The organism is Amycolatopsis azurea DSM 43854, assembly GCF_001995215.1.
GTDB classification, from domain to species: Bacteria; Actinomycetota; Actinomycetes; order Mycobacteriales; family Pseudonocardiaceae; genus Amycolatopsis; species Amycolatopsis azurea.
This window is the reverse complement of sequence record NZ_MUXN01000012.1, coordinates 105,470-131,423: the sequence shown is the minus strand read 5'-3', so window position 1 is coordinate 131,423 and position 25,954 is coordinate 105,470. Positions and strand designations below refer to the sequence as shown.

Sequence of the window (25,954 nt, the reverse complement as noted above, 5' to 3'; positions counted from 1 at the left end):
CTCACTCGGCCAGGCGGTGCAGCAGGAAGATCCCGTTCAGCAGCGGCCGGTCGAGCCGTTGGTGGTCGGTGGCCACGTACTCGTCGAGGATGTCGAGGATGCGGTTGTCGAGTTCGGTGAGCTCCTCCGGTGAGAGGTGCAGCGCGAATCGCTCGACCACCCGCACCGAACCCGGGCCCGCTTCGCGGAGTTCGTCCTGGAACGCCTCGATCGGGCCGAACCGGGTGTCCTCGTCCTCGTCGTTGAGCGGTCCGTTCAGCCACCAGGACTTGCCGACGCTGCGGTAGGGCTTCTCGAGCGCGCCGCTCGCCCCGGTCCGCACCGGCGCCGGCTCCAGAAGACCGGCTTCGGCCAGCTGTCGCACGTGGTAGAGCACGGTGCCGGGATCCTTGTCGAGCCTGTCGGCCAGTTCCTTGTTGGTCAGCTCCTGCTGCCCGCAGAGCCGGAGGATGCGCAGCCTCAAGGGGTGCCCGAGTGCCTTGGCCTCGCGCGCCGTCGCCTCACGCCGCCGGTCCGCGACCCTGGCGGCGACCTGTTCGTCCATCACCGCAGCGTAGCCGACTGATGGAGAAACTCGACATCGATGGAGTTTTCTCAATCGATGTGCGATTCTCGATTGGTGACCTCGCTGGGGACCGCCTACTGGCGGCTGTGGAGCTCGTCGAGCCTGTCGAATCTGGCCGACGGGATCGTCAAGGTCGCGCTCGGCCTGGTGGCGATCCAGTTCACCCGGTCACCGGCGCTCATCGCGGGACTGGCGTTCGTGTCGTCGCTGCCGTGGCTGCTGTTCGCCCTGCACGCCGGGGTGCTCGCCGACCGCGTCGACCGCCGTCGCGCGATGCTCACGGCCAATGTGTTCCGCGCGGCCCTGCTCGGCGCTCTCGCGGTGTCGATCGCATTGGGCTTCGGATCGATCTGGCTGCTCTACGTGGTCGCGCTGGGGCTCGGGATCGCCGAAACTATCCACGACACGGCCGCGCAGGCGATCCTTCCCCAGATCGTCGGCCGCGATCGGCTGACGCGGGCCAACAGCCGCCTCTACGCCGCCGAACTCACCGCCAACGAATTCGCCGGACCGCCACTGGGCGGCTTCCTGGTCGCCGCGGGTGCCTTCGCGGCGTTCGCGGCGCCCTCGGCACTCTGGATCGTCGCGGTCATCTCGCTCTTCTTCGTCCCAGGCTCGTTCCGCGCCGGGCGAACGCGCACCACGAGTGTGCGCGAAGATCTCGTCGAAGGGCTGCGTTTCCTCTGGGAGAACAGGATTCTCCGGATTCTGGCGATCATGGTCGGCGGGTTCAACTTCGCCACGAGCGCCGTGATCACGATCTTCGTGCTCTACGCGGTGGGCCCGTCGTCGGCCATGGGATTGACGGAACAGACCTACGGCTTCCTGCTGTCCACCATCGCCCTCGGCAGTTTCGCGGCGTCGTTCGCGGCAGAACGGATCGAACTCGCGCTCGGCCGCACCCGGGCCTTGGTCCTCAGCCTGTTCACCGGCGCCGCGCTCGCCGGAATCCCCGCGGTGACCACGGATCCGTACGTGATCGGCGCCGTGTTCTTCCTCGGCGGCGCCGGGATCGTGGTGTGGAACGTCATCGTCGTGTCACTGCGCCAGCGGATCATCCCGGACCATCTGCTCGGCCGGGCCACCAGCGGCCACCGGCTCGTCGCCTGGGGCACCAGACCATTGGGCGCGATGGCGGCAGGACTCCTCGCGGAGGTCGTCGGGCTGCGGCCGGTGTTCGCGGGAGCCGCGGCGGTGATCCTGGCGCTGGTGCTGCTCACGCCTCGCGAGTGGGCGTCGTGAGTGGCGATTCGGGTTCTATTGGGGGCAAGGCAAAGGTGGCCTGTTCGGTCGCTCGCCCGCACGCCGACCTCGGGTGTTGCGAAAGCCACTTTCGCAACGTTGAAGGTTGCGAAAGTGGCTTTCGCAACGCTTCCGGGACTCCGCCACTCACGACCCGCGACGCTCTCCGCCGCCCTCAATCAGGCAGCACCGACTGCACGGCTTCCGGGGTCCGCGCCACGACGGTCGTGCCGTCGTCGGCGGTGATGATCGGCCGCTGGATCAGCTTCGGATGCGTCGCCAGGGCCTCGATCCACCGGTCGCGGTCGGCAGGCGTGCGCCCCCAGGTCTTCAGTTCGAGTTCCTTCGCGATCGGCTCGGCGGTGCGGGTGATGTCCCACGGTTCGAGCCCGAGCCGCTTGAGGACGGCCTTCAGTTCCTTCGCGGTCGGCGGCTCTTCGAGGTACTTCCGCACGGTGTACTCGGCCCCCGCCTCGTCCAGCATCGACACCGCGGACCGGCATTTCGCGCACGCCGGGTTCACCCAGATCTCCATCTGTGGCCACCTCCTTCGAAAAGTGCTCAGTCGGTGAGCACTTCGCTTCCGATGATGGTCACAGACGTTACGACGGAAGGAACCCGGTCATGGACGAACCCACCTTCACCGCCACCACTCCCGCCGAGTGGCGTGCCTGGCTGGCCGAGCACGCAGGCTCCGCGAAGGAGGTCTGGCTGGTCATCCGGCACAAGAACAGCGGAATCCCCAGCGTGCGCATCCACGAGGCGATGGAACAGGCTCTTTGCTTCGGCTGGATCGACGGGCTGCACCGCAAGAACGACGCCACCAGCTCCCGCCTGCGGTTCACCCCGCGCCGTCCCCGGAGTTCGTGGAGCAGGCTCAACCGCGAGCGGGCTCTCCGTCTGACCGCCGAGGGGCTGATGACCGAACGCGGTCAGGCGGCGATCGACCTGGCCAAGGAGGAGGGGCGATGGGACCCGGCCGGGTGACTCAGGCCGGTTCCCGCCGCACCACGAGGAGGGCGATGTCGTCCTGCGCCGGGGTCGCGCCGACGAGCGCGGCCATCACCCGCGCGCACACGACGCCGGGCTGATCAGGGGTGACCACCTCGGTGAGGCGCCGCAAACCGACGTCGATCAGGTGGTCCCGGCGCTCCACGAGACCGTCGGTGTAGAAGGCGAGCACGCCGCCGGGCGGCAGTTCGACGACCGTTCTTCGCCGCCGCGGCCCGGTGACCCCGATGGGCGGATCCACCGGGACGTCGACGAACGCCGAGGGCAGCCCTGGCGCCGCGAGCACCGGCGGCAGGTGTCCGGCCAGTGAGATCGCCACCGTGTCCCGCGAAGGCGTCACCAAGCCGTACACGACGGTGGCCAGCGTCCCCGGCTCGAAATGCTGAACCTTCCGGTCCAGTTTGGACAGTACTTCCGCCGGGTCGTCCGATTCGAGCGCGTAGGCGCGAAGGGCGCTGCGCAGCCGTCCCATGATCACGGCGGCGTTGAGGCCGTGCCCGGCGACGTCGCCCATCACGATGCCGAGCCGGTCACCCGGCAGGGGGAACAGGTCGTACCAGTCACCGCCGACGCCCGGTTCGGTGCCCGGCACGTAACGCGCGGAGAACTCCATCCCGGCGACGGCGGGCAACCGTCCCGGCAGCAGGCTCCGCTGCAACGCCGACGCGGCCGCGCGGTCGGTGGCGGAGTTGTCGATCTGCAGCGCCAGCGCGAGCCGCGCGGCGACCAGCCGCAGCAGTTCGACGTCGGCCTCGGGGAATTCGCGCGAGGTCACGGATCCGACGTGCAGCACGCCGATCAGCTCGTCGCCCGCCACCATCGGCACGCCCAGCAGGGTGCGGAGCCCGCGTTCCCGCAGCAGCGCGTTGACCACGGTGGTCTCGTCGACGTGGTCGAGGATCACCGGACGCCGGTCCGCGGCCACCCGGCCGGCGAAGCCCGCGCCGACGGCGATCCGGACGTCCTGGTAGACCTCCTCCTCGATCCCGGAGGCGGCGATGGCCTGCAACTGCCGCGCGTCCGGGTCGTGCCGCAGCACGGTGGCCGTGTCGACCCCGAGCACCTCGCGCACCCTGGCGAGGATCTTCGCCATCACCAGGTCCTGGCCGAGGTGCCCCAGCGTGGTGTCGGTGATGGCTTCGAGCACCTGGAGCCGTTCGTCGGCCGTCGATGTCCCGGACATGCGCGAAAGCCTAGTCAGTCCGGTCCTTGAACGGTGCCCAGCCCGCCGCCACTTCGTCGAGGTCCGCCGCGAGTTCGGCGCTCGGCGGATTCGCCTCCCGCGGGACCCGGCAGGCGAGCGCCGTGCCGAGCCCGGCCATCCGGATGACGGTGTCGATCAGCGCCTCCGGCTCCTCGGGCCAGTCGAACCCCGGCTGGGCGATCAGCAGGCTCACGCAGCCGTGCATCGCCGACCAGAGGCCCACCGCGAGGACTTCCGGTTCGCCGCGCAGGATGCCCGCGCGCACGCACGCGGCGGTCGCGTCGGCCAGATGCCGGAAGCAGGCGACCGCGCCGGGCGACGAGCCGCCGGACGGACGCATCAGCAGGACCCGGTACTGCACCGGATGGTCCAGGGCGAACCGCGCGTACACCCGGGCGCAGCGGCTGAGCGCGCGCATGGGATCGGCGACCTCGGCGGCGTGCTCGCGCATCCGGCGCTCGAGCTCGTCCCACACCCGCAGGCAGACCGCCTCCAGCACGGCGTCACGGCTCGGGAAGTGCGCGTAGACCGACGGCGTGGAAACACCCGTCCGCCGCGCGACGGCGCGCAGCGTCAGCGCGGCGTCGGTCCCCTCCTCGCCGAGCAGGGCGTCGGCGGCGCTCAGGATCTCGCCCCGCAGCTTCTCCCCCTCGCCCGGCCGCGCTTTCGTCCGCTTCGCGCCCATGCCGTGATGCTGCCAGCATTGACTTGACACCGTCAACTTGACGATGTCAGCTTGAGTCATGGCGCACTTCCAGACCGCGACCGCCCTGGTCCGCCGGGGCGACGACCCGGTGTTCGACACCGAGCTCGATCCACAGTGGACGATCGGGGCGAAACTGCACGGCGGCTATCTGCTCGCCGTGCTCGCCAGGGCCGCCGCCGAGGTCTCCTCGCATCCGCACCTGACCGCGATCAGCGGTTCGTTCTCGGTGGCGCCGGAGCCCGGTCCCGCGGTCGTCGAGGTCGAGGTGCTGCGCGAGGGCCGCGGCCTCACGCAGCTGCGCGCCCGGCTGAGCCAGAACGGCGCGCCCTGCACCGAAGCCCTGATCACCCAGGGCGTCCTGTCCGATGGCGACGCGTGGTGGTCCGGTGTGGACCCGGTCGGGATCCCGCCGGAGCAGGACTGCCTGCCCGTGCCCGCCGACGGCGGTGGCGGCTTCCGGATCGGCCTGATGGACGTCGTCGAGCAGCGCATCGACCCGGCCGCGGCGGGCTTCGCGGTGGGACAGCCGTCCCGGAAAGGCGTCATCTCGTCCTGGCTGCGGCTCGCCGACGGCACCGACTGGGACCCGGTGAGCCTGCTCGTGGCGCTCGACCCGGTGCCGCCGATCTCCTACGACCTCGGCATCGCCGGCTGGGCGCCGACCATCCAGTTCACCGCGTATCTGCGCGGGATCCCGGCGCCGGGCCCGGTGCGGGTGCGGATGCGCGCGGGCGAGATCGGCGGCGACCGGATGGACGAGGTCGCGGAGCTTTGGGACGAAAAGAACAGATTGATCGGGCAAGCCACCCAGATAGCGGCGGTCCGCGTGCCCTGATCCGCCCGAAAGCGGGGCCATGACGGGACTCCGGGAGTTAAGATCCGGCGTCGACGTCATTGTTCTGGGGGCAGGACCATGGAAGTGGAACCACGCCGCACGGGCGCGGAAGGCTCCGACGGGGACGGGGCCGAGATCACCCGGCTCTGCCGGACCCTGGTGCCACTGGCGGCCGCGGGCAAGTACGCCGAGGCCGCGTCGACTTATCGATGGGTGGCCAGGGCCTCCACCGGGGACCCGCGCCGGTACGGCGACCACGCCTTGCGGCTGGAATTCTGCGCGCTCACCGGCAATGAGCACACCGGTCTCGATCTTCTGTCACTTTTGGACGGTGTCGGCGACCACGCGGACGCCGTCGACAGGCTGGAGTTCTTCGCGTCGGCGGCCTTGCTCACCCGGCGGTTGTCAGAAACCGGATACGGCGAGATCCAGTTCGTTCTCAACGGTCCGTACGACGGTCTCACTCTGAGCCTGTTGCACCGGCGGATGCGGGCGGCGGCGTTCGTCGAAGCCGAGGAACTCGACGAGGGCGTTCCCACCGGCTATTTCACCTCGCACGCCGAGCGGAAGATGGCCGCGAAACCGGTCGCGGAATTCGTCTCGCTCCTGCCTTCCGCGCTGCCGCGGGTCCCGATCCTGCCGCCGCCGGGCCTTTCGGCGGAGGAGCTCGTCACCCGCGCCGAAATCCACAATCACCGGTGCGAACCGGAGGAGGCGCGCGCCTGCCTCGCCGCGATCGAAACCGTCCCGGAGGGCATCGCCCCGCGGCTGGCCGAATTGCGCGCGATCTTCTTCCAGGGCGGTGACACCGAGGAACGGCTGCGCCGCGCGGCGGCCGGATTCCGGCGCCAGGGCGACGAAACCCGGTTTCTTCTCAACCAATGCTGGCTCGGTCTGTGGCTCGTTTTCGACGATCAGGCCGAGACCGGGGTGGCGCTGACGACGGTGGCCGCCGCGCGGTTGCGCGCCGGGACCGACGATCGCGCCGCCTGCTGGGGCGAATACTGGCTCGCGCACGTGCTTTCCGGACAAGGCCGCACTCCCGAGGCGTACGAGGCCCTGCGGCGCGGCGCGGAACGGGCGCGAGAAGCGGGCGATCCCTTGCTGCACGGCACTCTTCTGTGCCTGGAGGCGTCACTGCGGAACGGCGACGGCGAGGATCCGTCGACCACGCTGGAACTCGCGCAGGCCGCGACGGACGCCTTCATCGTCGGGAACGTCGGCGAGAAGGCCGTCGAAGCCGTCGAACAGGTCCGGATCGCCTACGAGCGCACGGGGTCGCTCGATGAACTGGACGTCTTCGTGGAACACCTGCTGGCGACGCTGCCGGTGGGCGGTCCGGAACGGTTGCGCGGACATCTCCGTCAGCTCCGGGCGCTGTCCTTGATCGGCACCGGGCGGTTCGCCGAAGCCGTCGACGACGCCTACGCGTCCCTCGGTGTCGCCGCGTCGAAAGGCAAGGACAACGCGGAACACTGGTACGTCCTCGTCACCGCGCTGCACGGGGCCGGCCGCTACGACGAGGTGCTCGACGTCGCGCCCCGCGCCATCGACCTGCTCGCCGGATTGCCGGACTGGGGCCACCGCTGCCGCTGGATGTACGCCGACACCTACCGCGCGCTCGGCGAATCCTCGCGCGCCTTCAACGAATACGCCGTCCTCGCCGAGATACTGGAGGAGTCGGGCGACACCGGGCACTCCTACATCTCGGTGAGCATGGCCGCCGCCGAACAACTGGACCTGCTCGGCTACGGCGCGAACGCCGCCGACTTCTACGCGCGGGCCGCCGACGCGGCGGTGGCGATCGGCGGCGGCTACGTGGCCGCCACCTGCCGCAATGCCGCGACGCTTTCCCGGCTGCGGTCCGGCGACCTCGACGCGGCGCTGACCGCGCTCGACGCCGCGGAATCCGCGGTGCACGCCGTCGAAACCGAAACCGCGCCGGCCCGGGAGCATCTCGCCGCGCAGCTGGACCACGTCGCGGCGCACGTGCTCAGCGCCGCGGGCCGGGTCCGGGAAGCCGCGCGCCGCGCGCTCCGCGCCGCCGAAACGTTCCACCGGATAGGCGAAGCCGAGTCCGCCCGCGACGTCGACCTCCTGCTCGAACAGATACTCCTCGGTGAACAAAAGTGACGTGTGTCCTGTTCTGTCAGTGACATGCCCACGTTCCGCTGCTTATGATTCCAGCCGGTCTAGACCTCTTTGCTGCATCCGGATGCCTCATCCCCCGTGAGGAAAAGGCGGTTCGGCATGACCAGAAGATTCCTCGGACTCGTGGCAGGCGCCGCGTTGGCGCTCGGCGTCATCTCCTTGCCCGCTCCCGTCGCGGCGGCGACTCAGGCTCCCGTCGCGACCGCGGCTCCGGCCTCGGCGGTCTGCGACGGTGACGGCGTCAGCGGAAAACGCGTCCAGGCGCTTTACGTCCGCGGGAACACGCAAGCGGACCGGTACGGACAGCTCGTCGGCCAGTTCCAGACCTTCACGAGCCAGATCGACGACATCTTCGTCGAGGCCGCGTCCCGGCTCGGCGGCGGCGTTCGGCACGTCCGGTACGTGCACGACGCGAGCTGCAAGGCGACGATCGCGAACGTCGTCATCGCCCAGTCCGCGATGGCCGACGTGGACACGATCACCAACGCCATCAAGGCGCAGGGCTACGACCGCGCCGACCGGAAGTACCTCGTCTGGTACGACGCGGGCGGCTGCGGGCTCGCGTTCGGCAACGGCGGCAACGACAGTCCGGGCGCGAGCAATCCGTACAACGGCGGCCCGCACTACGCGACCGTCGGCACGGGATGCTGGAGCTGGCAGGCCAGCGGGCACGAACTCCTGCACAACCTCGGCGCCGTCCAGGGCAGCGCGCCGAACGCGACGCCCTACGGCCATTGCCGGGACGACGAAGACATCATGTGTTACGACGACGGCGGCCTCCCGCCCGGCGGACTGAAGAAGGTCTGCCCCGGCGCGCCGGAGAACCAGATCGACTGCCTCGGCGACGACTACTTCCACACCAACCCCGCCCCCGGCGGCTACCTCGCCACGCACTGGAACGTGGCCAACAGCGATTACCTGATCCGTGGCGGCTCGCCGTATCCGGCGGGACGGATCACCGGGGTGACCGGCAAATGCGTCGACGTCGACCATTCGCAGATCGCGAACGGCACGGCGGTGCGGCTCTGGAACTGCAACGGCACCGGCGCGCAGACGTGGGCGGTGCAGAACGGGACCCTGCGCTCGCTCGGGAAATGCCTGGACGTCGACAACAGCGGGACGGCGGACGGGACGAAGACGCAGCTGTGGGACTGCAACAAGACCGGGGCGCAGACCTGGCAGCGATCCGGCTCGACGCTGGTCAACCCGCAGTCCGGTAAATGCCTCGACGTCGAAGGCGGTGGCACCGGCGAGGGCACGCGGCTGGTGATCTCGACCTGCACCGGTTCGGCGGGCCAGTCCTGGCAGATCCCGGCCTAGCCACCTGTCCGTGAAGGACTCCTTGAGGGACTCTGAGTCCCTCAAGGAGTCCTTCACGGACTTTCGCACCCCCTTGCCACCCACCGCAGCCCGGAGAAAGATTTCCGGCATGCCCGGACGCCCCAGCCCGCCCATCGGCTCGATCGTGCTGTGGATCGTGCGCGTCGCGCTCGCCGCCGAGTTCCTCTACAGCGCGTACCTGCTGTTCGCGGGCGGCCACACCGAACAGACCTTCGCCGAGATCGGCCTCGGGCAGTGGCTGCGGTACGTCACCGGCGTCCTGGAGGCCGCCGGCGCGATCGGGCTGCTCGTCCCCCGCTTCGGCGGGCCGTCGGCGCTGCTGCTCGCGGGCATCATGGTGGGCGCGAGCGTCACCGAGCTGTTCATCCTCGCCAAGGGCGGCCCGGTCCTCCCGCTGGTCCTGTTGATCATCACCGCGACGCTGGCGTGGTTCCTCCAGGATCAGACCCGCGCGCTCCTCGGCATCGAGCCTCCCGAGGACGACGAGGACTACCGCTAGGCGAACGCGAGACCGCCTTCCGCCGAACGGCGCAACACCCTCCCGCCGAATGCACCGATCACCGGGACGGTCAACGAAAAACCGCATGTCAGCGTGCCTCGCGAGCGCTTGTCGGCACGCGCGAAATCCGATCATCAGCGTGATGATGCGCTCACACAAGGTGAAAGATTGCGGCGCGTTTACAACGAACCGGCCACCCGCTTGACAGTCGAAGTGGTACGTACCACGCTGCCCACATTGGTCTACACCATTTTGTGGGAGCCCGGCACAGTGGCCGGGCATCGAAAGGACGGCACGAGTGAAGCGCTGGCTCAAGATGGCTACGGGCGCCGCCGCCATCACCCTCGCGACGGCGGGCTGCGCCGGTTCCGGTAGTGGCGACAGCACGAATTCGAGCGCTGCGGCCTCGAACGGCACGGTCACGGTCTGGCTCATGACGGGGTCCGCCCCGGAATCGCTGACGAACTCGCTCCACAAGGAATTCGAAGACGCACACCCCGGCGTCAAGGTCAAGTACGAGATCCAGCAGTGGAACGGCATCCAGCAGAAGCTGACCACCGCGCTGGCCAGTGACAACCCGCCGGACGTGATCGAGCTGGGCAACACCCAGACCCCCGCGTTCGCGAACCAGGGCGTGCTCGCCGACCTCACCTCCAGCGTGAACGACTTCAACGGCGCGCAGTGGCTGCAGGGCCTCAAGGCTTCCGGTGAGTTCGACGGCAAGACTTACGGCGTACCGTTCTACGCGGCCAACCGTGAGGTCATCTACCGCAAGGACATGTTCGAGCAGGCCGGCATCACCGCGACGCCGAAGTCCCGCACGGAGTGGCTCGACGCGATGACCAAGCTCAAGGCCAAGTTCGGCAGCGACCCCGAGTTCCAGGCCCTCTACATGCCCGGCCAGAACTGGTACACCCTGCTTTCGTTCCTCTGGGACGAGGGCGGCGACATCGCCCAGGCCAACGGCAAGTCCTTCAAGGCCACGCTGAACACCCCGCAGGTGAAGTCCGGCCTGGAGTTCTACAAGCAGGTCGTCGAGGCTTCCGGCACCAAGGCGCCGAAGGACGCCGACGAGGCGACGCCGCAGCAGGAGGGCATCTACGGCGCGGGCAAGGTCGCGATGATGATCGCCGTCTCGGGTGGCGTCGACACCGCCGCGAAGGCCGACCCGTCGATCAAGGAGAAGTCCGGCGCGTTCCCGATCCCGAGCAAGAACGCCGGCCAGGCCGCCCCGGTCTTCCTCGGTGGCTCGAACCTGGTCATCCCGGCCAACAGCAAGAACGCGGCCGCGGCCAAGGACTACGTCAAGCTGCTCTCCACCGCGAAGTACCAGACCGAGCTGGCCAAGGGCGGTTACGTCCCCGGCACCTCGACCGACGTGTCCGCGCTCGCCGCCAGCGAGTTCGGCAAGGTCATGGCCGAGGCCTCCAAGAACGGCCGTGCCGTCCCGACCAGCCCCAAGTGGGGTGACGTCGAGTCCGGTCAGAACCCGATCAAGGACATGCTGACCGCCTACCTGACCGGAACGAAGACGCTCGACCAGGCGACCGCCGACGCCAACGCAGCGCTCGACAAGCTCATCGGCGGATGACCACGACGAAAGATGTGACGATGCCGGCGGGGGCCACCCCGCCGGCATCGCCGCGCATCAAACCCCCGAAGTCCAACCGGCGTCTCCGTCTCGGCGAACGGACGGCGCCGTACCTGCTGATCCTTCCCGCGCTGGTCGCGATCCTGGTCCTGCTGGGCTGGCCGACGATGCAGCTGATCGGGATCAGTTTCCGGAAGCTCGACCTGCGTGAGCTGGTCTCCGGGGAGATGGTCTGGGTCGGGTTCGAAAACTTCTCCGAGATCCTTTCCGATTCGGAATTCTGGGAGATCACGGTCCGCACGCTGGTGTTCACCGCGTCGGTCGTCATCATCACGCTGCTGCTCGCGCTGTTCATGGCGCTGCTGATGCGGCATCTCAACCCGGTGGTCCGGGTGATCCTGCAGGTCGCGCTGATCCTCGCGTGGGCGACCCCGGTGGTCGCGACCACCACGGTCTTCCAGTGGATCTTCGACCAGCAGTACGGGATCCTGAACAAGACGCTCGCGAAACTCGGTTTCGAGAGCTTCATCGGGCATTCCTGGTTCTCCACCGGCGCGAGCACGCTGACCGTGATCGGGCTGCTGGTGGTCTGGCAGGCCGTGCCGTTCGTGGCGTTCACGCTGTACGCCGGGCTGCTCGGCGTCCCGAAGGAGCAGTACGAGGCCGCGGGCATCGACGGCGCCAACGGCTGGCAGGCGTTCTGGGCGGTCAGCTGGCCGGCGATCCGGCCGATCCTGACCATGGTCACGTTCCTGTCGGTCCTGTGGGACTTCAAGCTGTTCGCCCAGGTGTGGGCGATCCGTCAAGGCGGGCCGGACGGCGCCAGCACGACGCTGCCGGTCTACATGTACCTCAAGGGCCTCGCGGGCAACCACTTCGGCCTGGCGGCCACCGCCGCCCTGCTGATGATGCTCGTGCTGATCCTGCTCACCGCCCGGTACGTCCAGCTGCTGGTGCGCACGAAGGAGGCCGACCTGTCATGAGGAAAACCCTGACCCAGCGGATCGGCCTCGGCGCGCTCGGCGTGGTCGTGGCCCTCCTGTTCGTCTTCCCGACGTACTGGATGATCACCTCCTCGCTGAAGACGCCGGGCCAGGTCCTGTCCCCGGACTACGACCTGATCCCGTCCGCGGCGACCCTCGACAACTTCGTGTCGGCACTGACGAAGCCCGGGTTCACCACGTACCTGATGAACAGCCTGATCGTCACGATCGGCGCGGTGCTGTGCTCGCTCGTCGCGGGTGTGCTGGCGGCGGTTCCCCTGTCCCGTATGCGGTTCCGCGGGCGCAAGGGCTTCCTGCTCCTGGTGCTGGTCGCCCAGCTCGCGCCGTTCGAGGCGCTGCTGATCCCGATGTACCTGCTCATGCGCGACGCCGGGCTGCTCAACCAGCTGCCTTCGCTGCTGCTGGTGTACTTCGCGGCGACGCTGCCCTTCACGTGCTGGATGCTCTACGGCTTCGTCAACGGCATCCCGTACGACCTCGAAGAGGCCGCGATGATCGACGGCTGCAGCCGGGCGGGTGCCTTCCGCCGCGTGACGCTGCCGCTGCTCGCGCCGGGCCTGGTGACCACCTCGGTGTTCAGCTTCATCACCGCGTGGAACGAGTTCCTGTTCGCGTTCGTGTTCATGCGCGACCAGAACAAGCAGACGCTGCCGGTGTGGCTTTCCTCGTTCCGCACGGCGTTCTCCGTGGACTGGGGCGGGATCATGGCGGCGTCGGTCATCTACGCCGTGCCCGCGCTGGTGTTCTTCATTCTCGTTCAGCGCAAGCTCGTGTCCAACCTGACCGCAGGCGCAGTGAAGGGGTAATCCTTGTCTTCACCGGAAAAGCTCGCCGCATCCGTTCTCGTTTCGGGCTTCGACGGCACCACCGCGCCGGACTGGCTGCGCCGCAAGGTGGCGGACGGCCTCGGTGGCGTGATCCTGTTCGGCCGCAACGTGGTCGACGACGAGCAGGTGGCCGCGCTCAGCACGCGGCTGCGGGCGGAACGGCCCGACGTGCTCATCGGCATCGACGAAGAGGGCGGTGACGTCACCAGGCTCGACGTCGCCACCGGCTCGTTCATCCCGGGACCACTCGCACTCGGCGCCGCGGACGACGTCGAACTGACGGCGTCGGTCGCCGCGGCGCTCGGCGAACGGCTGGCCGCCTGCGGGGTGACGATCAACTTCGCCCCGTGCGCGGATCTGACCCTGGCGGCGGAGGATCCCTCCATCGGGGTCCGGGCGTTCGGTTCGGATCCGGTGAAGGCGTCGCCGCATGTCGCGGCGTACATCACCGGGATGCAGAAGTACGGCGTGGCCGCGTCGGCCAAGCACTTCCCCGGGCACGGGGCGGCGACCGACGATTCGCACCACGCGTTGCCGGTGCTGCCGCGGACCGAGGCGGAACTGCACGAGATCGAACTCGTCCCGTTCAAGGCGGCGATCGCGGCGGGCGTGCGCGCGGTGATGACCGGGCACCTCGTCGTGCCCGCGTGGGGTGACCTGCCCGCCACGCTCAACCCGAAGGCGCTCACCGACGTCCTGCGCGGTGAACTCGGCTTCACCGGCGCGGTGATCACCGACGCGCTCGACATGGGCGCCGTCGCGGGCGAACTCGGCAAGACCGACGGGGTCGGCCGGGCTTCGGTGCGGGCGCTGATCGCCGGCGCCGACGCGCTCTGCCTGGGCGGGGTGTCGTTCGACGACGACGATCTGAACCGGATCGCGACGGTCATCGCGGCCGCGGTCGAATCCGGTGAACTGCCGCTGGAACGGCTGGTCGAGGCGTCCGAACGGGTCGCCGCGCTGGGCGCTCCCCCGGTGTCGACGCCGATCTCGCCGGTGGACCACCGGCTCGGCCTGGAGGCGGCGCGCAAGGCGCTGCGGATCCAGGGCACGCCGAAGCTGGACGGCCCGCCGCTGGTGATCGACATCGAGACCGAGCCGATCATCGCGGCCGGTCCGATGCCGTGGGGGCTCGGCTCGCATCTGACCGGGCTCGTGCCCGGCACCCGCGCGGTCAAGGTCGGCGCGGACGGGATCGCGACCGCGATCGAAGCCGTCCACGGCGCGCGTGACCTCGTCGTCGTGACGCGTGAGGCGCACCGGCACCCCGAGGTCCGCGAGTTCCTGAGCTGGCTGCGGGAGACGGGCGTGGACTACATCCGGGTCGAGACCGGCGCTCCCGGCCCCGCCACCGAAGGTCCGCGGATCGACACGTTCAGCGGGTCCTACGTCAGCCTCCGGGCCGCCGCCGAGTACCTGGCCTGACCCCCCTCGCATTTCGTCCTCTGGATGCGGTACTTGCACACGCAACGACCGCAGCCAGAGGACGAATTGCGTTCGGGGGTAATTCGGTTGCGGCACCGAGGCGGGGGTGCTGTAGTCGGGGAGATCGATTCCCTGCCTAGGAGATGATCGTCTTGCCGGTGTCCACGTCCTTCCCATGGGTAATTTCCGCCTACCTCAAGGACAAGACACCTCGTGAAGACCCTCAACCTGGGGATTCTGGCGCATGTTGACGCCGGGAAGACGAGCCTGACCGAGCGGCTGTTGCACACCGCCGGGATCATCGGCGAGCTGGGCAGCGTCGACGACGGCAGCACGCAGACCGACACGCTGGCCCTGGAACGCGCCCGCGGGATCACCATCAAGGCGGCCGTGGTGTCGTTCGCCGTCGGCGACGTCACCGTCAACCTGATCGACACCCCCGGCCACCCCGATTTCATCGCCGAGGTCGAACGCGCGCTCGGCGTGCTCGACGGCGCCGTCCTGGTGCTGTCGGCGGTCGAAGGCGTCCAGGCGCAGACCCGTGTCCTGATGCGGACGCTGCGACGGCTGGGCATCCCCGCCCTGCTGTTCGTGAACAAACTGGACCGCCGCGGCGCCGACCCGGACCGAGTATTCCGGGAGATAGCCGGGAAACTCACGCCGTCGGTCGTCGCGATGGACCCGATGGAACCCGACCGGGTGATCGACGTGCTGGCGGCGCTCGACGAGGACATCCTGACCGGATACCTCACCGACCCGGACGCGTTCACGCCGTCACGGCTCCGCGCCGAACTCACCGCGAAGGTGGCCGACGGGCTCGTTCATCCGGTCTACTTCGGATCGGCGATCACCGGCGCCGGTGTCGACGCCCTCCGCGACGGCATCGAGAACCTGTTGCCCGCCAAGGAGAACGACGTCGACGGACCGCTGTCCGGCACGGTGTTCAAGGTCGAACGCGCGCCGGGTGGCGAGAAGATCGCCTACGTGCGGCTGTTCTCCGGCAGTGTCGCCGTCCGCGACAAGGTCCCGCTCGGTGATCGCGAAGGCAAGGTCACCGCGATCAGCGTCTTCGACAACGGCTCGGCCGTGCCGTCGGGGTCGGCCGAGGCCGGACGGATCGCGAAGCTGTCCGGGCTCGACGTCCGGATCGGTGACATGCTCGGGGTCCCGCGAAAGCACGCGACACGGGCCCTGTTCTCGCCGCCGACACTGGAGACCGTCGTCTCCCCGGTGCACCCGGCCGATCGCGGTCCGCTGCATCAGGCGCTCACCTGGCTCACCGAACAGGACCCGCTGATCGGCCTGCGGCACGACGAGGTCCGGCAGGAGACTTCCCTTTCACTGTACGGAGAAGTACAGAAGGAGGTCATTCAGGCGACGCTCGCGGACGAGTACGGCATCGACGTCACGTTCAGCGAGACGACCACGATCTGCGTCGAACACGTCTCCGGTACCGGATCGGCGGCCGAGCTCATCGGCAAGGCGCCCAATCCCTTCCTCGCGACGGTCGGACTGCGCGTCGAGCCCGGTCCACCGGGGAGCGGGGTCGTGTTCCGGCTGGAGGTCGAACTCGGCTCCATGCCGTACTCCTTCGTCAAAGCCGTGGAGGACACGGTGAAGGAGACGCTGCGCGAGGGCGTCCACGGCTGGGAGGTGCTCGACTGCGTGGTGACGATGACGCATTCCGGGTACTACGCCAGGCAAAGCCATGCCCACGGCACCTTCGACAAGAGCATGTCCAGCACCGCGGGCGACTTCCGTAATCTGACGCCGCTGGTGCTGATGGCCGCGTTGCGCGAGGCCGGGACGACCGTGCACGAACCGATGCACCGGTTCACCCTCCAGGCCCCGGCCGACACGCTCGGCCCGGTCAACGCACTGCTGGCGCAGGCTCGCGCCACCCCGCGCGCGACGGTCACGAAAGGCGGGACGGCGGAGCTCGACGGCGAGATACCGGCGGCGAAAACCCATGAGGTGCACCAGCTTCTCCCTTCGGCTACTCGGGGAGAGGGCGCGATGGAGACCGCCTTCCACGGCTACCGGCCCGTCCGGGGAGCGGTGCCGTCACGGTCGAGGACCGACAACAACCCGTTGGAACGCAAGGAATACCTGCTGCGCGTGCTGCGGCGCGTCTGAAAGAGTGGAGAACGTCATGGTTTCACGGCTCGGGGTCAGGATCCCGCGCGAACTACCGGCCGCCCGGCTGGCCGGTCTGGCCCGTCGCGCGGAACAGGAAGGCCTGGACGAGGTTTGGATCGTCGAGGACTGCTTCTACGCGGGCGGCATCGCCACGGCGGCGACGGTGCTGGCGGCGACCGAGAAGATCACCCTCGGCATCGGCATCATGCCCGCCGTGGCGAGGAACCCGGCCATTGTCGCGATGGAGATCGCGGCGCTGGCGGAGCTGCACCCGGGCCGGCTGATCGCCGGGTTCGGGCACGGGGTGCCGAGCTGGATGCGGCAGATCGACGCGTGGCCGAAGTCCGCGCTGGCCGCGTTCGAGGAGACGCTGACGGTCGTGCGGCGGCTGCTGGCCGGTGAGCGGGTTTCCTTCGAGGGCAAGCACGTCCGGCTCGACGAGGTCGAACTGGAGTTCCCGCCCGCGGTGCCGCCGAAGCTGATCGCCGGTGTCCGCGGCCCGAAGTCCCTCGCGGCGGCGGGCCGGGTGGCCGACGGGACGCTCCTGGCGGAACCGGCGACGCCGGAGTACGTCCGCGCGACGCGGGAGCTCATCGGCGTCGAGAGCCACACGATCGCCGCCTACAACTGGCTGGCCCTCGACGACGATCCCGAACGGGCCCGCGAGCGGGCGCGGTCCGACGTCGCGTCCGCGATCGGCCCGAACTCCGGCCCGGCACTGGAGCCGCTGGACTTCGGCGCCGAACTGCTGGCCGAGGTCGCCGCCACGGGTGACGACCGGGCCGAGCTGGCCAGGCGCCTGCGTCCGGAGTGGATCGACAGGCTGAGCGTCAGCGGCCCGCTCGACAGCTGTGTCGAGCGGATCCGCGCGCTGTACGCGGCCGGGACCGAATCCGTCGTCCTGCTCCCCTTGCTCGGCGAGCCGGAGGAAGAGTCCTTCGCGGCGGCGGGCCGGATCGCGGCCGCCCTACGCGGCTGACCAACCGCATTCAGAGGACTAAACGCGTTGCGACCGAACGCAATTAGTCCTCTGAATGCGGTCCGCCGCGCGAGCCGATCAGAACGGGTGCTCCATCCACACGTTCGCCTCCACGTAGACCCCGCAGTCCCGCTCGACGTTCGCGTGCACCGGCGCGATCCCGCCGGGGATCACGTTGTCGCCGTCGACGAGGTTGACCCCGCTCCACTCCTTCCAGTCCGCGATCGAGCCCGAGATGGTCACGGCGAACGGGCAGATCTTGATCATCCGCGCGCCGAGCCGTTCGTGGGTCCGCAGCCAGCGGTCGGCGAACAGCCCGTCCTCGCGACGCCGCAAGGCGTACTCCTCCATCGGGACGTCCGGTTCGTCCTCCTTGCCGATCGGGCGCACCGAGACGATCAGCCGCTTCAGCCCCGTTTCGGCCGCCCGCGCCTTGAGTGCCTTCAGCATCGGCGTCGACAGCCCGGTCCCTCGCATCTTCGGCGCCACAACAACTTCCAGCGCGCACAGGGTGTCCGGCGCGCGGCCGTCCATGAGATCCTGCGCCGCCCACTGGATGGCCTCGTCCCAGCCGTGCGCCGGCAGTTCGTGGCGATCGTCGGCGGGATAGGTCAGCGGGACCGACAGCGCCCGCGCGATCGGCACGCCGTCGTCGTCCAGCGCGATCAGGAAATACCGGGACCAGTGCCGCAGCAACCGCTCCGGGGTGATGATCTTCCCGCTGAACCCGGCGTAGATGAACTCACCGCCGACGTCACCGAGATTCAGCGCGGGATCGAGGAGATCGGGACGGGACGCAAGATCGACGATTCGCATGCCGCCCAGTCAACCGAGCCGGAGATCACCGGCGATAGCTGCTTCCGGGCGATGATCAAGCCAGCTGACGCGGCGTGGTCTGCAACCGAGAGAGGACGTCGGTGAGCCTGCCCGCGGCCACGTCCCATTCCTCGAGGACGCTGCTCCGCGCGAGCGCCGCCGTGCGCAGCGAATGACGGAGCTCGGCGTCGAGCGACCAGCGCAGCAACGCCGTCGCGAGCGCCGACGGGTTGTTCGGCGGCACCAGCATTCCGGGCACCCCGCCGCCGGGCGCCGTGCCGAGCGCGTCGTGCGCGCCCGCGGTGTCGGTGGCCACCACGGGGATCCCGCGCGCCAGTGCCTCGGCGACGACCAGTCCGGACGTGCCGCCGCGGGCGGGCAGGACGAGCAGATCCGCGCCGTCGTAGACCAGATCGAGGTCGTCCGGCGGCCGGATGAGGCTGATCCGGGACCCGAGCCCGAGCCGTTCGACCGTCCAGCGCAGTTCGTCGACGTACGCGGGATCATGATGCGTCGCCCCGGCGAACACGCATTTGAACGCCAGTTCGTCGACCGTCGAGAGCGCCCGGATGAGCACGTCCTGCCCATGGCGCGCGGTCATCGGGGCGAGGCAGAGCAGCCGGGACACTCCATCGGCGCCGGCGGCGAGCGGGGCCGCGTCCGTGCCGGGTGTCGCGACGTAGACGCGAGTGGGGTCGAGGTCGTGCCGGTCGATCAGCTGCCGCGCGAGCCACGGGCCGGTGGCGACGATCATGCCCGCCAGCCGCAGCGTCTCCCGTTCGCACGCGTCGAGTTCGGCGGCCTGCGCCGGGGCGAGCGCGGGGTCGTCGGCGAGCGGCCGGTGGACCAGGACGGCCAGCCGCAGCCGCCGGGCGTGCGGGACCACGATCTCCGGGACCCCGCAGGCGACCAGGCCGTCGATGAGGACGACGGTGTCGTCGGGCAGCGCGGCGAGCGAACGGGCCAGTCTCGACCGCGACAAGGCCCCCGGCATCGGCCATTCGCCGGCGATCGGCAGTTCGAGCAGCGGGAGGCCGGTGGCCGGGAGGTTCTGGCACATGCGGCGGTCGTACTCACCGCTGGTGTCCTCGGCTTCCCCCGGCAGGACGAAGACGACCGGTTCGGTCACGCGGACATTCGAGGTGAACACGGTTACCTCCTGATGCGGGCGCCTTACTAGGGGACACGGATCCGGCGCCCGCCCGGTTCACCTCGTGAGTGACAAACTTTTCACCCGCCGACCCGGGCGATCGCCGCCACGATCTCGTCCCGCAGCCCGGCGCCGACCGCGATGGTGGCCGCCGACCGCACCGTGTGATCGCCGCCGTCGGTGTCGACGACCACTCCCCCGGCCTCGCGCACCAGCAGAACCCCCGCCATCGTGTCCCACGGTTTGTTGGCGAGGATGACGCTCGCGTCGAGTTTGCCGTGCGCGACCCAGGCCAGGTCGATCGCCGCCGAGCCGAGGAACCGGACCCGCTGCACGCGGCCGCCGAGTTCGGCCAGCAACGCCATCCGGACGCGGTTCTTGACCTCCGCCTCCTCGCCGACAGCGAAGTCGCCGATGCTCACGATCGCGTCGGACAGCTTCGTCGCCTTCGACGCGGTGAGACGTTCTTCGCCCGCGTACGCGCCCTGGCCCTCGGCGGCGGTGTAGGTGACATCGAGGAACGGCAGGGAGATCGCCGCGACCGTGCTCTTCAGCCCGTCGACGAGCCCGAGCGAAACGCCGCACAGCGGGATGCCGCGCGCGAAGTTCGCCGTGCCGTCGACCGGGTCGAGCGCCCACCACAGGTCTTCGTTGCCCTCGTGGCCGCGTTCCTCGCCGAGAATGCCGATCTCCGGGGTTTCGCGCGCCAGGAATTCGCGGACGGCGTCCTCGACGGCCAGGTCGACGTCGGTCACCATGTCGCGATCACCTTTGGCGGCAACGGAAAACGACGTCATCGAGTGGATGATCCCGGTGGCCTTGGCGACGGCCTCGCGGGCGACGGACAACAATGCGGCGTGGTCGGTCATGTGGGTACCGTAGCCCGGTGAACCTGTTCCCGACGGCCACGACGGCCGACGAGCGCGCCCGGGGCGCCGACGTCGCGGTGCTGCCCGTCGGCAGTTTCGAACAGCACGGCGCCCACCTCCCACTCGCCACCGACGCGGTGATCGCGACGACGATCGCCGACGCCGTCGCCTCGGCGTACCCCGTGCTGCGGCTCCCGCCGATCACGATCGGCTGTTCGCACGAACACGCGGACTGGCCGGGGACGGTCAGCATCTCGGCAGCGACGCTGTACGCCGTGGTGAACGACGTCGCCGCCTCGCTGCGCCGGTCCGGCGTGCCGAAACTGGTGCTGGTGAACGCGCACGGCGGCAACTACGTCCTGTCCAACGTGGTCCAGGAGTCGACGTCGCCGATGGCGCTCTTCCCCGGCGTCGAGGGCTGGCAGGCGGCGCACGACGCGGCCGGGCTGGAGACATCGCTGGACAGCGACATGCACGCCGGGGAACTGGAGACTTCCCTTTTGCTGCACGCCCATCCGTCGCTGGTCCGGCCCGGTCACGCGGACGCGGACCACCTGGCCGACGATCGGCGGCATCTGCTCACGGTCGGGCTGCGGCCGTATTCGGAGTCCGGCGTGGTGGGACGGCCTTCGCTGGCGACGGCCGAAAAAGGACGGCTCGTGCTGGCGTCACTGGTGGAGAGCTTCGGGGAGACCCTGGCCGCGCTCGCTTGAGTCGATCAGGTCCAGATGCGGCAGGAAGTGGTGCATCCGTTCCTGTTTCGTCCGTAGATAGCGCAGGTTCTCGTCGTTCGGCGTCACCAGCAGCGGCACCCGCTCGCTGATCCGCACGCCGTGCCGCTTCAGCTGGTCGACCTTCGTCGGGTTGTTGGACAGCAGCCGCACCGAGCGCACCCCGAGATCGGTCAGGATCGCCGCCGCCGCACGGTAGTCGCGCGCGTCCACCGGCAGCCCGAGCGCGATGTTCGCCTCGACGGTGTCGAGCCCTTCGTCCTGCAGCCGCATCGCCTTCAGCTTCGCGAGCAGGCCGATGCCGCGCCCTTCGTGTCCTTGGGCGTACACGAGGATTCCGGCGCCCTCCTCGACGATCGCCCTGAGCGCGGCGGCCAGCTGGTCTCCGCATTCGCAGTGCATCGAGCTGAACACGTCACCGGTCAGGCATTCCGAATGGACCCGTGCGAGCGTGCCGAATCCCTCGATGTCGCCGTGTGCCAGCGCCATCTGCTCGATTCCGTCGGCGTCCAGATATCCGTACGCGCGGAAAACGCCGTACCGGGTCGGCAGCCTGGTCTCCACCACTCTCTCTACGGTCATCGCGTGTCTCCTGTCTGTACGGGTGTCCTTGCCGCGAAGCGCGGTGCGGCCGGTGTGCGGGTCTTGACGGAGCCGAGGAGCAGTACGCCCGCTCCGGGAAGGCTGGCGACGAGCGCGAGCACGCCGTAGACGACGGCCACGGTGACACCCTGCGCCGAACCGAGCCCGGCCGCGCCGAACAGCAGCGCGCAGACGCCTTCGCGCGGTCCCCAGCCGCCGATGTTCAGCGGCAGTCCCATCGCGAGCAGGGCGAGGATCATCAGCGGCAGCAGGTCGCCGATCGGCGCGGTGACCCCGGCCGCCCGCGCGGCGACGACGAACAAGGTGAGATGACCGGCCAGCGTCGCCACCGAAAGCAGGCTCACACCGGGCCAGGTCTCCCTGGTCAGCAGGCCCAGCCGGACGTCGGCGAGGGTGACGGCGAACCCGCGCCGCCACTTCGATCCACTGTGGATCCAGTGCTTCCCCGCCGTCATCCCGGTGACGACGGCCGCGAGAGCGAGCACGACGACCACGATCCCGGCGACCATGACGACCCCGTCGATCGGCGGCGGCACCACGGACGGCAGGCCGAGCACGACGGCGACCGACGCGCCGATCAGCACGATCTGCCCGGCCGTCCGCTCCAGCACCACCGCGCGGACGCCGCGCAGGACGTCACCGGCGCCGCGGCCGTGCTGCACGGCGCGGTCGACGTCGCCGAGCACCCCCGCCGGCAGGACACCGTTGAGGAACAACGCGCGGTAGTACTCGCCGACAGCGCGCGGCAGCGACAACTTCAGGCTGAGCCGGCGCGCGACCAGGCACCAGCGCCAGGCGCTGAAAACCGTGGTGGCGAAACCGATCGCGAGTGCCGCGGCGACACCGCCGGCGTCGACCTCGCGGAGTCCGTCCAGGAACGCGCGCGTGCCGAGCTGCCGGACGAGCACCCCGAGGATGACGAGCGCGCCGAGAATCCTCAGCCAGGGCCAGAGTCGCTTCACGACGGCACCACCAGGAGATCTTCGTGCTGGATCGTCGCGTTCAGCTCGCCCGCCGCACACTGCGCGAGCCGCCACTGGAGGTAGGCGTCACCGTCGTGCGCGAGTTCCGGCCGCTGCTCGCAGGCGGCGCCGACCCAGCCGGTGAGCCATTCCGCGGTGAGCGCGGCCTGATCCGCTCCGAGCCGCCACGGGCTCGGGGCGCGCCGCGCGGTGGCGCCGAGCCGTTCGAAGACGCCGAACGCGACGTCCACCGCGTCCGGGCCGAGCAGCCACCGGCCGTTGGTGACCCGGCGCTGGTGCGCGTTGAAGGCGTCGGAGACCTCGATGTCGAACTTTTCCTTGGGCGACAACACGACCCGGCCGGAAACACTCAACGTGAACAGGACCGCGCACCCCGCCTCGACACAGGCCTCGGCGAGCCGCGACATCTCCTCGGCGGTGAGCAGGTCGAGCAGCGCCGACGCCGCCACGAGCGAGGTCCCGGCGAGGTCCTCCGCGCGCAGCTCGGTGATGTCACGTTCTTCGGTGACGACGGTGACCTCGCTGCCGTCCAACGCGTGCCCCGGACGGCTGGTGCGGGCCAGCGCGTGGGTGAGCAGTTCGGGATCGCGGTCGTGCAGGATCCAGCGCTGCCTGCCGGGCAGTCGCCTGGCCAGCCAGCGGCCGAGCGAACCGGTCCCGCAGCCGAGGTCCCGGACGACGACCTCGTCCTGACCGCGCAGGAACGCTCGCACCGGCTCGACCAACTCGGTCGCACGGGCGGCGGCGTCGGCGTCTTCGCGCAGCTGAAGCCAGCTCGGGGCGTATTTGGTCATGCCGCCGTCCTTTCGCTCGACAGCACGGCGGCGACACCGCGGGCCGTCTCGTCCCAGCCGGTCAACGTCTCGCGGCGAAGGCGGGCGGAGGCGCGAAGCCGGTCTCGCAGGTCAGGTTCGGTGAGCCAGCGGCGAAGGGCCTTCGCCAGCGCGCTGACGTCCTCGCCCGGAACGAGCAGCCCGGGCACACTCCCGTCGGGCGACCGGCCGAGCGTGTCCGGCAAGGCGTCGACCGCGGTCGCCAGCACGGGGATGCCGTGCGCGAGCGCCTCGGTGACGACCATGCCGTAGGTCTCCGCGCGCGAAGGCAGCACGAGGAGGTCCGCGGCCGCGTACGTCGCTTCGAGCGCCTCACCGGACCTAGGGCCGGTGAGGGTGAATCGGTCGCCGAGGGTGTGCCGCCGCAGGCGTTCGACGTAGCGGGTTTCGCGGCGGATGGCACCGACGCATTCGCAGCTCCACGGGAGGTCCACGAGCGACTTCAACGCGTCCGCGAGCAGGCCCTGGCCTTTGCGCGGAGTCACGTTGGCGACACAGACCAGGTGCGTCCCGTCCAGGCTCCCCGAAGCGACTTCGGCCTTGTCGACGCCCGGTGGGACGACGTGCACGCGGTGCGGGGCGAGGTCGTGGTGCTCGACCAGCCGTCGCGCCGCCCAGTCGCTGGTCGCGACCACGGCCTCGACGGCGCCGAGCGTCTCCCGCTCCAGCCTGTCGAGTTCGGCGGCGAGCGAAGGCGAAAGCCCGGTTTCGTCGGCCAGCGGCAGGTGCACCAGCACCGCGAGCGACAGCCGCCGCGCCGCGGGCACGATCACCTCGGGCACCCCGCAGGCGACGAGTCCGTCGAGCAGGACCACCGAACCGGCGGGCAGCTCGGCGAGTTTGCGTGCCAGGACTTTGCGCGCCTCGTTGTCGGGCCGCGGCCAGTTCCCGCGCACGGCGATCTCGTGGACGTCGACGCCCGTCGCGGCGAGCCCGTCGCACAGCCGTCTGTCGTAGACGTTTCCGCCACTGGGCGCGCTGAGGTCGTCGATGTCGCCGGGCAGGACGACGTGGAGGCCGTTCACAGCGCACGCTCGTAACTCGCCCACGCCACATGGGATTCGTGCAGCGAGACGGTGATCCCTTCGAGCCCGCGCGCACCCTCACCGAGCGCTCCCGCGTGGACACGGCCGGCGAGCCTGTCGGCGATGACCTTGGCGAGGAACTCGGTCGAGGTGTTGATCCCGGCGAACTCGGGCACGTCGTCGAGGTTGCGGTAGTTCAGGTCGGCGAGTACCGCCTTGAGCTCCTCGGTGGCCTTGCCGATGTCGACGACGATGTTGTCCGAGTCCAGTTCGGACCGGCGGAACGTCGCGTCCACCACGAAGGTCGCGCCGTGCAGGTTCTGCGCGGGTCCGAAGACCTCGCCGCGGAAGCTGTGGGCCACCATGACGTGGTCTCGGACGGTGATGCTGAACAACGGACCTCCCGGATCGTGCCCTAACGCGTGTCCTCCATCTGATAGGTGACACGGAGGCAGAGCGTTCCTGGTTCATTCGCGGCCAGACGCGGCAGCACGTCCGGTAGTTCATGGAACCTGCATTCCCCGCTGACCAGCACACTAAAGACGGGGTCCGACAAAATTTGCAAAGAGAGCACCAAGCGGTCGCGATAGCTTCGGTTCATGCGGCGAGCGGGCGAGACCGTGCCGACCTGGCTGCAGCGGATCGCCAGCCGTCGTGAGTGGAAGTTCTCACCGAGCGGAACGCTGATCCGGCGGTCGCCGTACCAGCTCAGCTCGATGACCTCACCCTCCGGCGCGAGGAGTTCCAGCGAACGAGCGAGCCCCGCTTCGCTCGCGCTGGCGTGCACGACGAGGTCGCAGTCGCCCAGCGCGTCCTCCGGCGTCGAGAAGTCGACGCCGAGCGCTTCGGCGACCTTCGCGCGTTCCGGGTCGACGTCGATCAGCTGCACCCTGGTCGCCGGGAAACCGGACAGCAGCTTCGCGACGCTGCTGCCCACCATCCCGGCGCCGACCACGGCGATCCGGTCGCCGAGTTTCGGCGACGCGTCCCAGACGGCGTTGACCGCGGTCTCGATCGTCCCGGCGAGGATCGCGCGCTCCGGCGGCACCCCGAGCGGCACCGGCGTGACGGCCGACGCCGGGACGACGTAGCGCGTCTGATGCGGGTACAGGCAGAAGACGACCTGCCCGACCAGGTGCTCCGGGCCCTGTTCGACCACGCCGACGTTGAGGTAGCCGTACTTCACGGGCCCCGGGAAGTCGCCCTCCTGGAACGGCGCGCGCATGGCCACACGTTGGTTCACCGGGACCTCGCCGCGGAAGACGAGCGTCTCGGTGCCCCGGCTCACGCCGCTGCACAGGGTACGGACCAGCACCTCGCCGTCGCCGACCGGAGGGAGCGTGACGGGCCTGAGCTCGCCGTCACCGGAACCACTGAACCAGAAAGCGCGTTCCATCGTGTCCTCTCATGCCGGACCCTGGAGAC

Annotated in this window: 26 protein-coding genes; 13 read left to right on the top strand and 13 right to left on the bottom strand. The window is 69.7% G+C overall.

The window, feature by feature from the left end:
* Nucleotide 1 precedes the first annotated feature (1 nt).
* The gene (locus tag B0293_RS17230) at nucleotides 2–544 is read right to left on the bottom strand and encodes an ArsR/SmtB family transcription factor (RefSeq protein WP_039919224.1); all 543 of its coding nucleotides are present in this window, start codon (nucleotides 542–544) and stop codon (nucleotides 2–4) included.
* 75 nt (nucleotides 545–619) lie between these two features.
* Between B0293_RS17230 and B0293_RS17225 the strand changes: the two genes are divergently transcribed.
* Nucleotides 620–1,807 carry an MFS transporter gene (locus tag B0293_RS17225; RefSeq protein WP_245192046.1) on the top strand — a complete coding sequence of 396 codons (1,188 nt, stop codon included), beginning with the start codon at nucleotides 620–622 and terminating at the stop codon, nucleotides 1,805–1,807.
* Between the two features lie 175 nt (nucleotides 1,808–1,982).
* Here the strand turns inward: B0293_RS17225 and B0293_RS17220 are convergent, their stop codons facing one another.
* On the bottom strand, nucleotides 1,983–2,342 hold the full coding sequence (locus tag B0293_RS17220; protein ID WP_005164026.1) for an arsenate reductase family protein: 360 nt from the start codon (nucleotides 2,340–2,342) through the stop codon (nucleotides 1,983–1,985).
* A gap of 89 nt (nucleotides 2,343–2,431) precedes the next feature.
* On the opposite strand from B0293_RS17220, the gene B0293_RS17215 reads away from it, so the two are divergent.
* Nucleotides 2,432–2,794: a YdeI/OmpD-associated family protein gene (locus B0293_RS17215; RefSeq protein WP_005164027.1), complete on the top strand. Its 363-nt coding sequence runs from the start codon at nucleotides 2,432–2,434 to the stop codon at nucleotides 2,792–2,794.
* A 1-nt stretch (nucleotide 2,795) separates the two neighbouring features.
* Here B0293_RS17215 and B0293_RS17210 read toward each other — a convergent pair whose 3' ends face one another.
* Together B0293_RS17210 and B0293_RS17205 are read right to left on the bottom strand one after the other, a co-directional pair.
* Nucleotides 2,796–4,001 carry a PP2C family protein-serine/threonine phosphatase gene (locus B0293_RS17210; protein ID WP_005164028.1) on the bottom strand — a complete coding sequence of 402 codons (1,206 nt, stop codon included), beginning with the start codon at nucleotides 3,999–4,001 and terminating at the stop codon, nucleotides 2,796–2,798.
* 10 nt (nucleotides 4,002–4,011) lie between these two features.
* Nucleotides 4,012–4,707, bottom strand: a complete 696-nt coding sequence (locus B0293_RS17205) for a TetR/AcrR family transcriptional regulator (protein WP_005164030.1) — start codon at nucleotides 4,705–4,707, stop codon at nucleotides 4,012–4,014.
* Between the two features lie 58 nt (nucleotides 4,708–4,765).
* Between B0293_RS17205 and B0293_RS17200 the strand changes: the two genes are divergently transcribed.
* The 10 genes from B0293_RS17200 (at nucleotide 4,766) to B0293_RS17155 (ending at nucleotide 17,519) form a co-directional block, all read left to right on the top strand.
* Nucleotides 4,766–5,563 (top strand): thioesterase family protein, encoded by a 798-nt coding sequence (locus B0293_RS17200; protein ID WP_005164031.1) that lies wholly within the window; start codon nucleotides 4,766–4,768, stop codon nucleotides 5,561–5,563.
* Nucleotides 5,564–5,641: 78 nt separating this feature from the next.
* Nucleotides 5,642–7,696 carry a hypothetical protein gene (locus B0293_RS17195; RefSeq protein ID WP_005164035.1) on the top strand — a complete coding sequence of 685 codons (2,055 nt, stop codon included), beginning with the start codon at nucleotides 5,642–5,644 and terminating at the stop codon, nucleotides 7,694–7,696.
* Nucleotides 7,697–7,813: 117 nt separating this feature from the next.
* Nucleotides 7,814–9,034 carry a ricin-type beta-trefoil lectin domain protein gene (locus B0293_RS17190; RefSeq protein ID WP_005164041.1) on the top strand — a complete coding sequence of 407 codons (1,221 nt, stop codon included), beginning with the start codon at nucleotides 7,814–7,816 and terminating at the stop codon, nucleotides 9,032–9,034.
* A gap of 109 nt (nucleotides 9,035–9,143) precedes the next feature.
* A complete protein-coding gene (locus tag B0293_RS17185) occupies nucleotides 9,144–9,554 on the top strand; it encodes a DoxX family protein (RefSeq protein WP_005164042.1) in 411 nt (136 codons plus the stop codon).
* 298 nt (nucleotides 9,555–9,852) lie between these two features.
* Nucleotides 9,853–11,145 (top strand): extracellular solute-binding protein, encoded by a 1,293-nt coding sequence (locus B0293_RS17180; protein WP_005164043.1) that lies wholly within the window; start codon nucleotides 9,853–9,855, stop codon nucleotides 11,143–11,145.
* On the top strand, nucleotides 11,142–12,128 hold the full coding sequence (locus B0293_RS17175) for a carbohydrate ABC transporter permease (protein WP_039919225.1): 987 nt from the start codon (nucleotides 11,142–11,144) through the stop codon (nucleotides 12,126–12,128). Before B0293_RS17180 ends, B0293_RS17175 begins: the two co-directional genes overlap by 4 nt.
* Nucleotides 12,125–12,955: a carbohydrate ABC transporter permease gene (locus B0293_RS17170; protein WP_005164045.1), complete on the top strand. Its 831-nt coding sequence runs from the start codon at nucleotides 12,125–12,127 to the stop codon at nucleotides 12,953–12,955. Before B0293_RS17175 ends, B0293_RS17170 begins: the two co-directional genes overlap by 4 nt.
* Nucleotides 12,956–12,958: 3 nt before the next feature.
* Complete coding sequence (locus tag B0293_RS17165; RefSeq protein ID WP_005164046.1) at nucleotides 12,959–14,401, top strand: glycoside hydrolase family 3 protein; 1,443 nt, start codon at nucleotides 12,959–12,961, stop codon at nucleotides 14,399–14,401.
* 213 nt (nucleotides 14,402–14,614) lie between these two features.
* A complete protein-coding gene (locus tag B0293_RS17160; RefSeq protein ID WP_005164048.1) occupies nucleotides 14,615–16,537 on the top strand; it encodes an elongation factor G in 1,923 nt (640 codons plus the stop codon).
* Between the two features lie 16 nt (nucleotides 16,538–16,553).
* Complete coding sequence (locus B0293_RS17155) at nucleotides 16,554–17,519, top strand: LLM class flavin-dependent oxidoreductase (RefSeq protein ID WP_039919236.1); 966 nt, start codon at nucleotides 16,554–16,556, stop codon at nucleotides 17,517–17,519.
* A gap of 78 nt (nucleotides 17,520–17,597) precedes the next feature.
* On the opposite strand, the gene B0293_RS17150 is transcribed toward B0293_RS17155, so the two are convergent.
* From B0293_RS17150 to B0293_RS17140, 3 genes are all read right to left on the bottom strand, one after another.
* A complete protein-coding gene (locus tag B0293_RS17150; RefSeq protein ID WP_005164051.1) occupies nucleotides 17,598–18,335 on the bottom strand; it encodes a GNAT family protein in 738 nt (245 codons plus the stop codon).
* 55 nt (nucleotides 18,336–18,390) lie between these two features.
* A complete protein-coding gene (locus tag B0293_RS17145) occupies nucleotides 18,391–19,485 on the bottom strand; it encodes a glycosyltransferase family 4 protein (RefSeq protein WP_005164057.1) in 1,095 nt (364 codons plus the stop codon).
* A gap of 80 nt (nucleotides 19,486–19,565) precedes the next feature.
* A complete protein-coding gene (locus B0293_RS17140) occupies nucleotides 19,566–20,354 on the bottom strand; it encodes an inositol monophosphatase family protein (protein WP_005164059.1) in 789 nt (262 codons plus the stop codon).
* A 17-nt stretch (nucleotides 20,355–20,371) separates the two neighbouring features.
* On the opposite strand from B0293_RS17140, the gene B0293_RS17135 reads away from it, so the two are divergent.
* Nucleotides 20,372–21,067, top strand: a complete 696-nt coding sequence (locus B0293_RS17135; RefSeq protein ID WP_005164061.1) for a creatininase family protein — start codon at nucleotides 20,372–20,374, stop codon at nucleotides 21,065–21,067.
* Here the strand turns inward: B0293_RS17135 and ribA are convergent.
* The 6 genes from ribA to B0293_RS17105 are packed head-to-tail and all read right to left on the bottom strand — an operon-like array spanning nucleotide 21,023 to nucleotide 25,925.
* Nucleotides 21,023–21,667 carry a GTP cyclohydrolase II gene (ribA, locus tag B0293_RS17130; protein WP_052014549.1) on the bottom strand — a complete coding sequence of 215 codons (645 nt, stop codon included), beginning with the start codon at nucleotides 21,665–21,667 and terminating at the stop codon, nucleotides 21,023–21,025. The two genes, B0293_RS17135 and ribA, sit on opposite strands and share 45 nt — an antisense overlap.
* Nucleotides 21,664–22,650, bottom strand: a complete 987-nt coding sequence (locus B0293_RS17125; protein ID WP_005164066.1) for a lysylphosphatidylglycerol synthase transmembrane domain-containing protein — start codon at nucleotides 22,648–22,650, stop codon at nucleotides 21,664–21,666. Before B0293_RS17125 ends, ribA begins: the two co-directional genes overlap by 4 nt.
* On the bottom strand, nucleotides 22,647–23,465 hold the full coding sequence (locus B0293_RS17120) for a methyltransferase domain-containing protein (RefSeq protein WP_005164067.1): 819 nt from the start codon (nucleotides 23,463–23,465) through the stop codon (nucleotides 22,647–22,649). The genes B0293_RS17125 and B0293_RS17120 overlap by 4 nt, the downstream gene beginning before the upstream one ends.
* Nucleotides 23,462–24,529, bottom strand: coding sequence for a glycosyltransferase family 4 protein (locus B0293_RS17115; RefSeq protein ID WP_005164069.1), 1,068 nt, complete (start codon nucleotides 24,527–24,529; stop codon nucleotides 23,462–23,464). Before B0293_RS17115 ends, B0293_RS17120 begins: the two co-directional genes overlap by 4 nt.
* Entirely contained in the window at nucleotides 24,526–24,924 is a 399-nt protein-coding gene (locus tag B0293_RS17110) for a 6-pyruvoyl trahydropterin synthase family protein (protein WP_005164071.1), read from the bottom strand. The genes B0293_RS17115 and B0293_RS17110 overlap by 4 nt, the downstream gene beginning before the upstream one ends.
* Before the next feature lie 20 nt (nucleotides 24,925–24,944).
* A complete protein-coding gene (locus B0293_RS17105) occupies nucleotides 24,945–25,925 on the bottom strand; it encodes a zinc-dependent alcohol dehydrogenase (protein WP_005164073.1) in 981 nt (326 codons plus the stop codon).
* Nucleotides 25,926–25,954: the final 29 nt, after the last annotated feature.

Excerpts from the sequence above, each read along its gene's own strand:
- B0293_RS17230 (WP_039919224.1), bottom strand. The coding sequence starts at position 544 with ATGGACGAACAGGTCGCCGCCAGGGTCGCGGACCGGCGGCGTGAGGCG.
- B0293_RS17205 (WP_005164030.1), bottom strand. The coding sequence starts at position 4,707 with ATGGGCGCGAAGCGGACGAAAGCGCGGCCGGGCGAGGGGGAGAAGCTG.
- B0293_RS17220 (WP_005164026.1), bottom strand. The coding sequence starts at position 2,342 with ATGGAGATCTGGGTGAACCCGGCGTGCGCGAAATGCCGGTCCGCGGTG.
- B0293_RS17155 (WP_039919236.1), top strand. The coding sequence starts at position 16,554 with ATGGTTTCACGGCTCGGGGTCAGGATCCCGCGCGAACTACCGGCCGCC.
- B0293_RS17105 (WP_005164073.1), bottom strand. The coding sequence starts at position 25,925 with ATGGAACGCGCTTTCTGGTTCAGTGGTTCCGGTGACGGCGAGCTCAGG.
- B0293_RS17175 (WP_039919225.1), top strand. The coding sequence starts at position 11,142 with ATGACCACGACGAAAGATGTGACGATGCCGGCGGGGGCCACCCCGCCG.
- B0293_RS17190 (WP_005164041.1), top strand. The coding sequence starts at position 7,814 with ATGACCAGAAGATTCCTCGGACTCGTGGCAGGCGCCGCGTTGGCGCTC.
- B0293_RS17215 (WP_005164027.1), top strand. The coding sequence starts at position 2,432 with ATGGACGAACCCACCTTCACCGCCACCACTCCCGCCGAGTGGCGTGCC.
- B0293_RS17150 (WP_005164051.1), bottom strand. The coding sequence starts at position 18,335 with ATGCGAATCGTCGATCTTGCGTCCCGTCCCGATCTCCTCGATCCCGCG.
- B0293_RS17120 (WP_005164067.1), bottom strand. The coding sequence starts at position 23,465 with ATGACCAAATACGCCCCGAGCTGGCTTCAGCTGCGCGAAGACGCCGAC.
- B0293_RS17195 (WP_005164035.1), top strand. The coding sequence starts at position 5,642 with ATGGAAGTGGAACCACGCCGCACGGGCGCGGAAGGCTCCGACGGGGAC.
- B0293_RS17210 (WP_005164028.1), bottom strand. The coding sequence starts at position 4,001 with ATGTCCGGGACATCGACGGCCGACGAACGGCTCCAGGTGCTCGAAGCC.
- ribA (WP_052014549.1), bottom strand. The coding sequence starts at position 21,667 with ATGACCGTAGAGAGAGTGGTGGAGACCAGGCTGCCGACCCGGTACGGC.
- B0293_RS17170 (WP_005164045.1), top strand. The coding sequence starts at position 12,125 with ATGAGGAAAACCCTGACCCAGCGGATCGGCCTCGGCGCGCTCGGCGTG.
- B0293_RS17185 (WP_005164042.1), top strand. The coding sequence starts at position 9,144 with ATGCCCGGACGCCCCAGCCCGCCCATCGGCTCGATCGTGCTGTGGATC.
- B0293_RS17200 (WP_005164031.1), top strand. The coding sequence starts at position 4,766 with ATGGCGCACTTCCAGACCGCGACCGCCCTGGTCCGCCGGGGCGACGAC.
- B0293_RS17140 (WP_005164059.1), bottom strand. The coding sequence starts at position 20,354 with ATGACCGACCACGCCGCATTGTTGTCCGTCGCCCGCGAGGCCGTCGCC.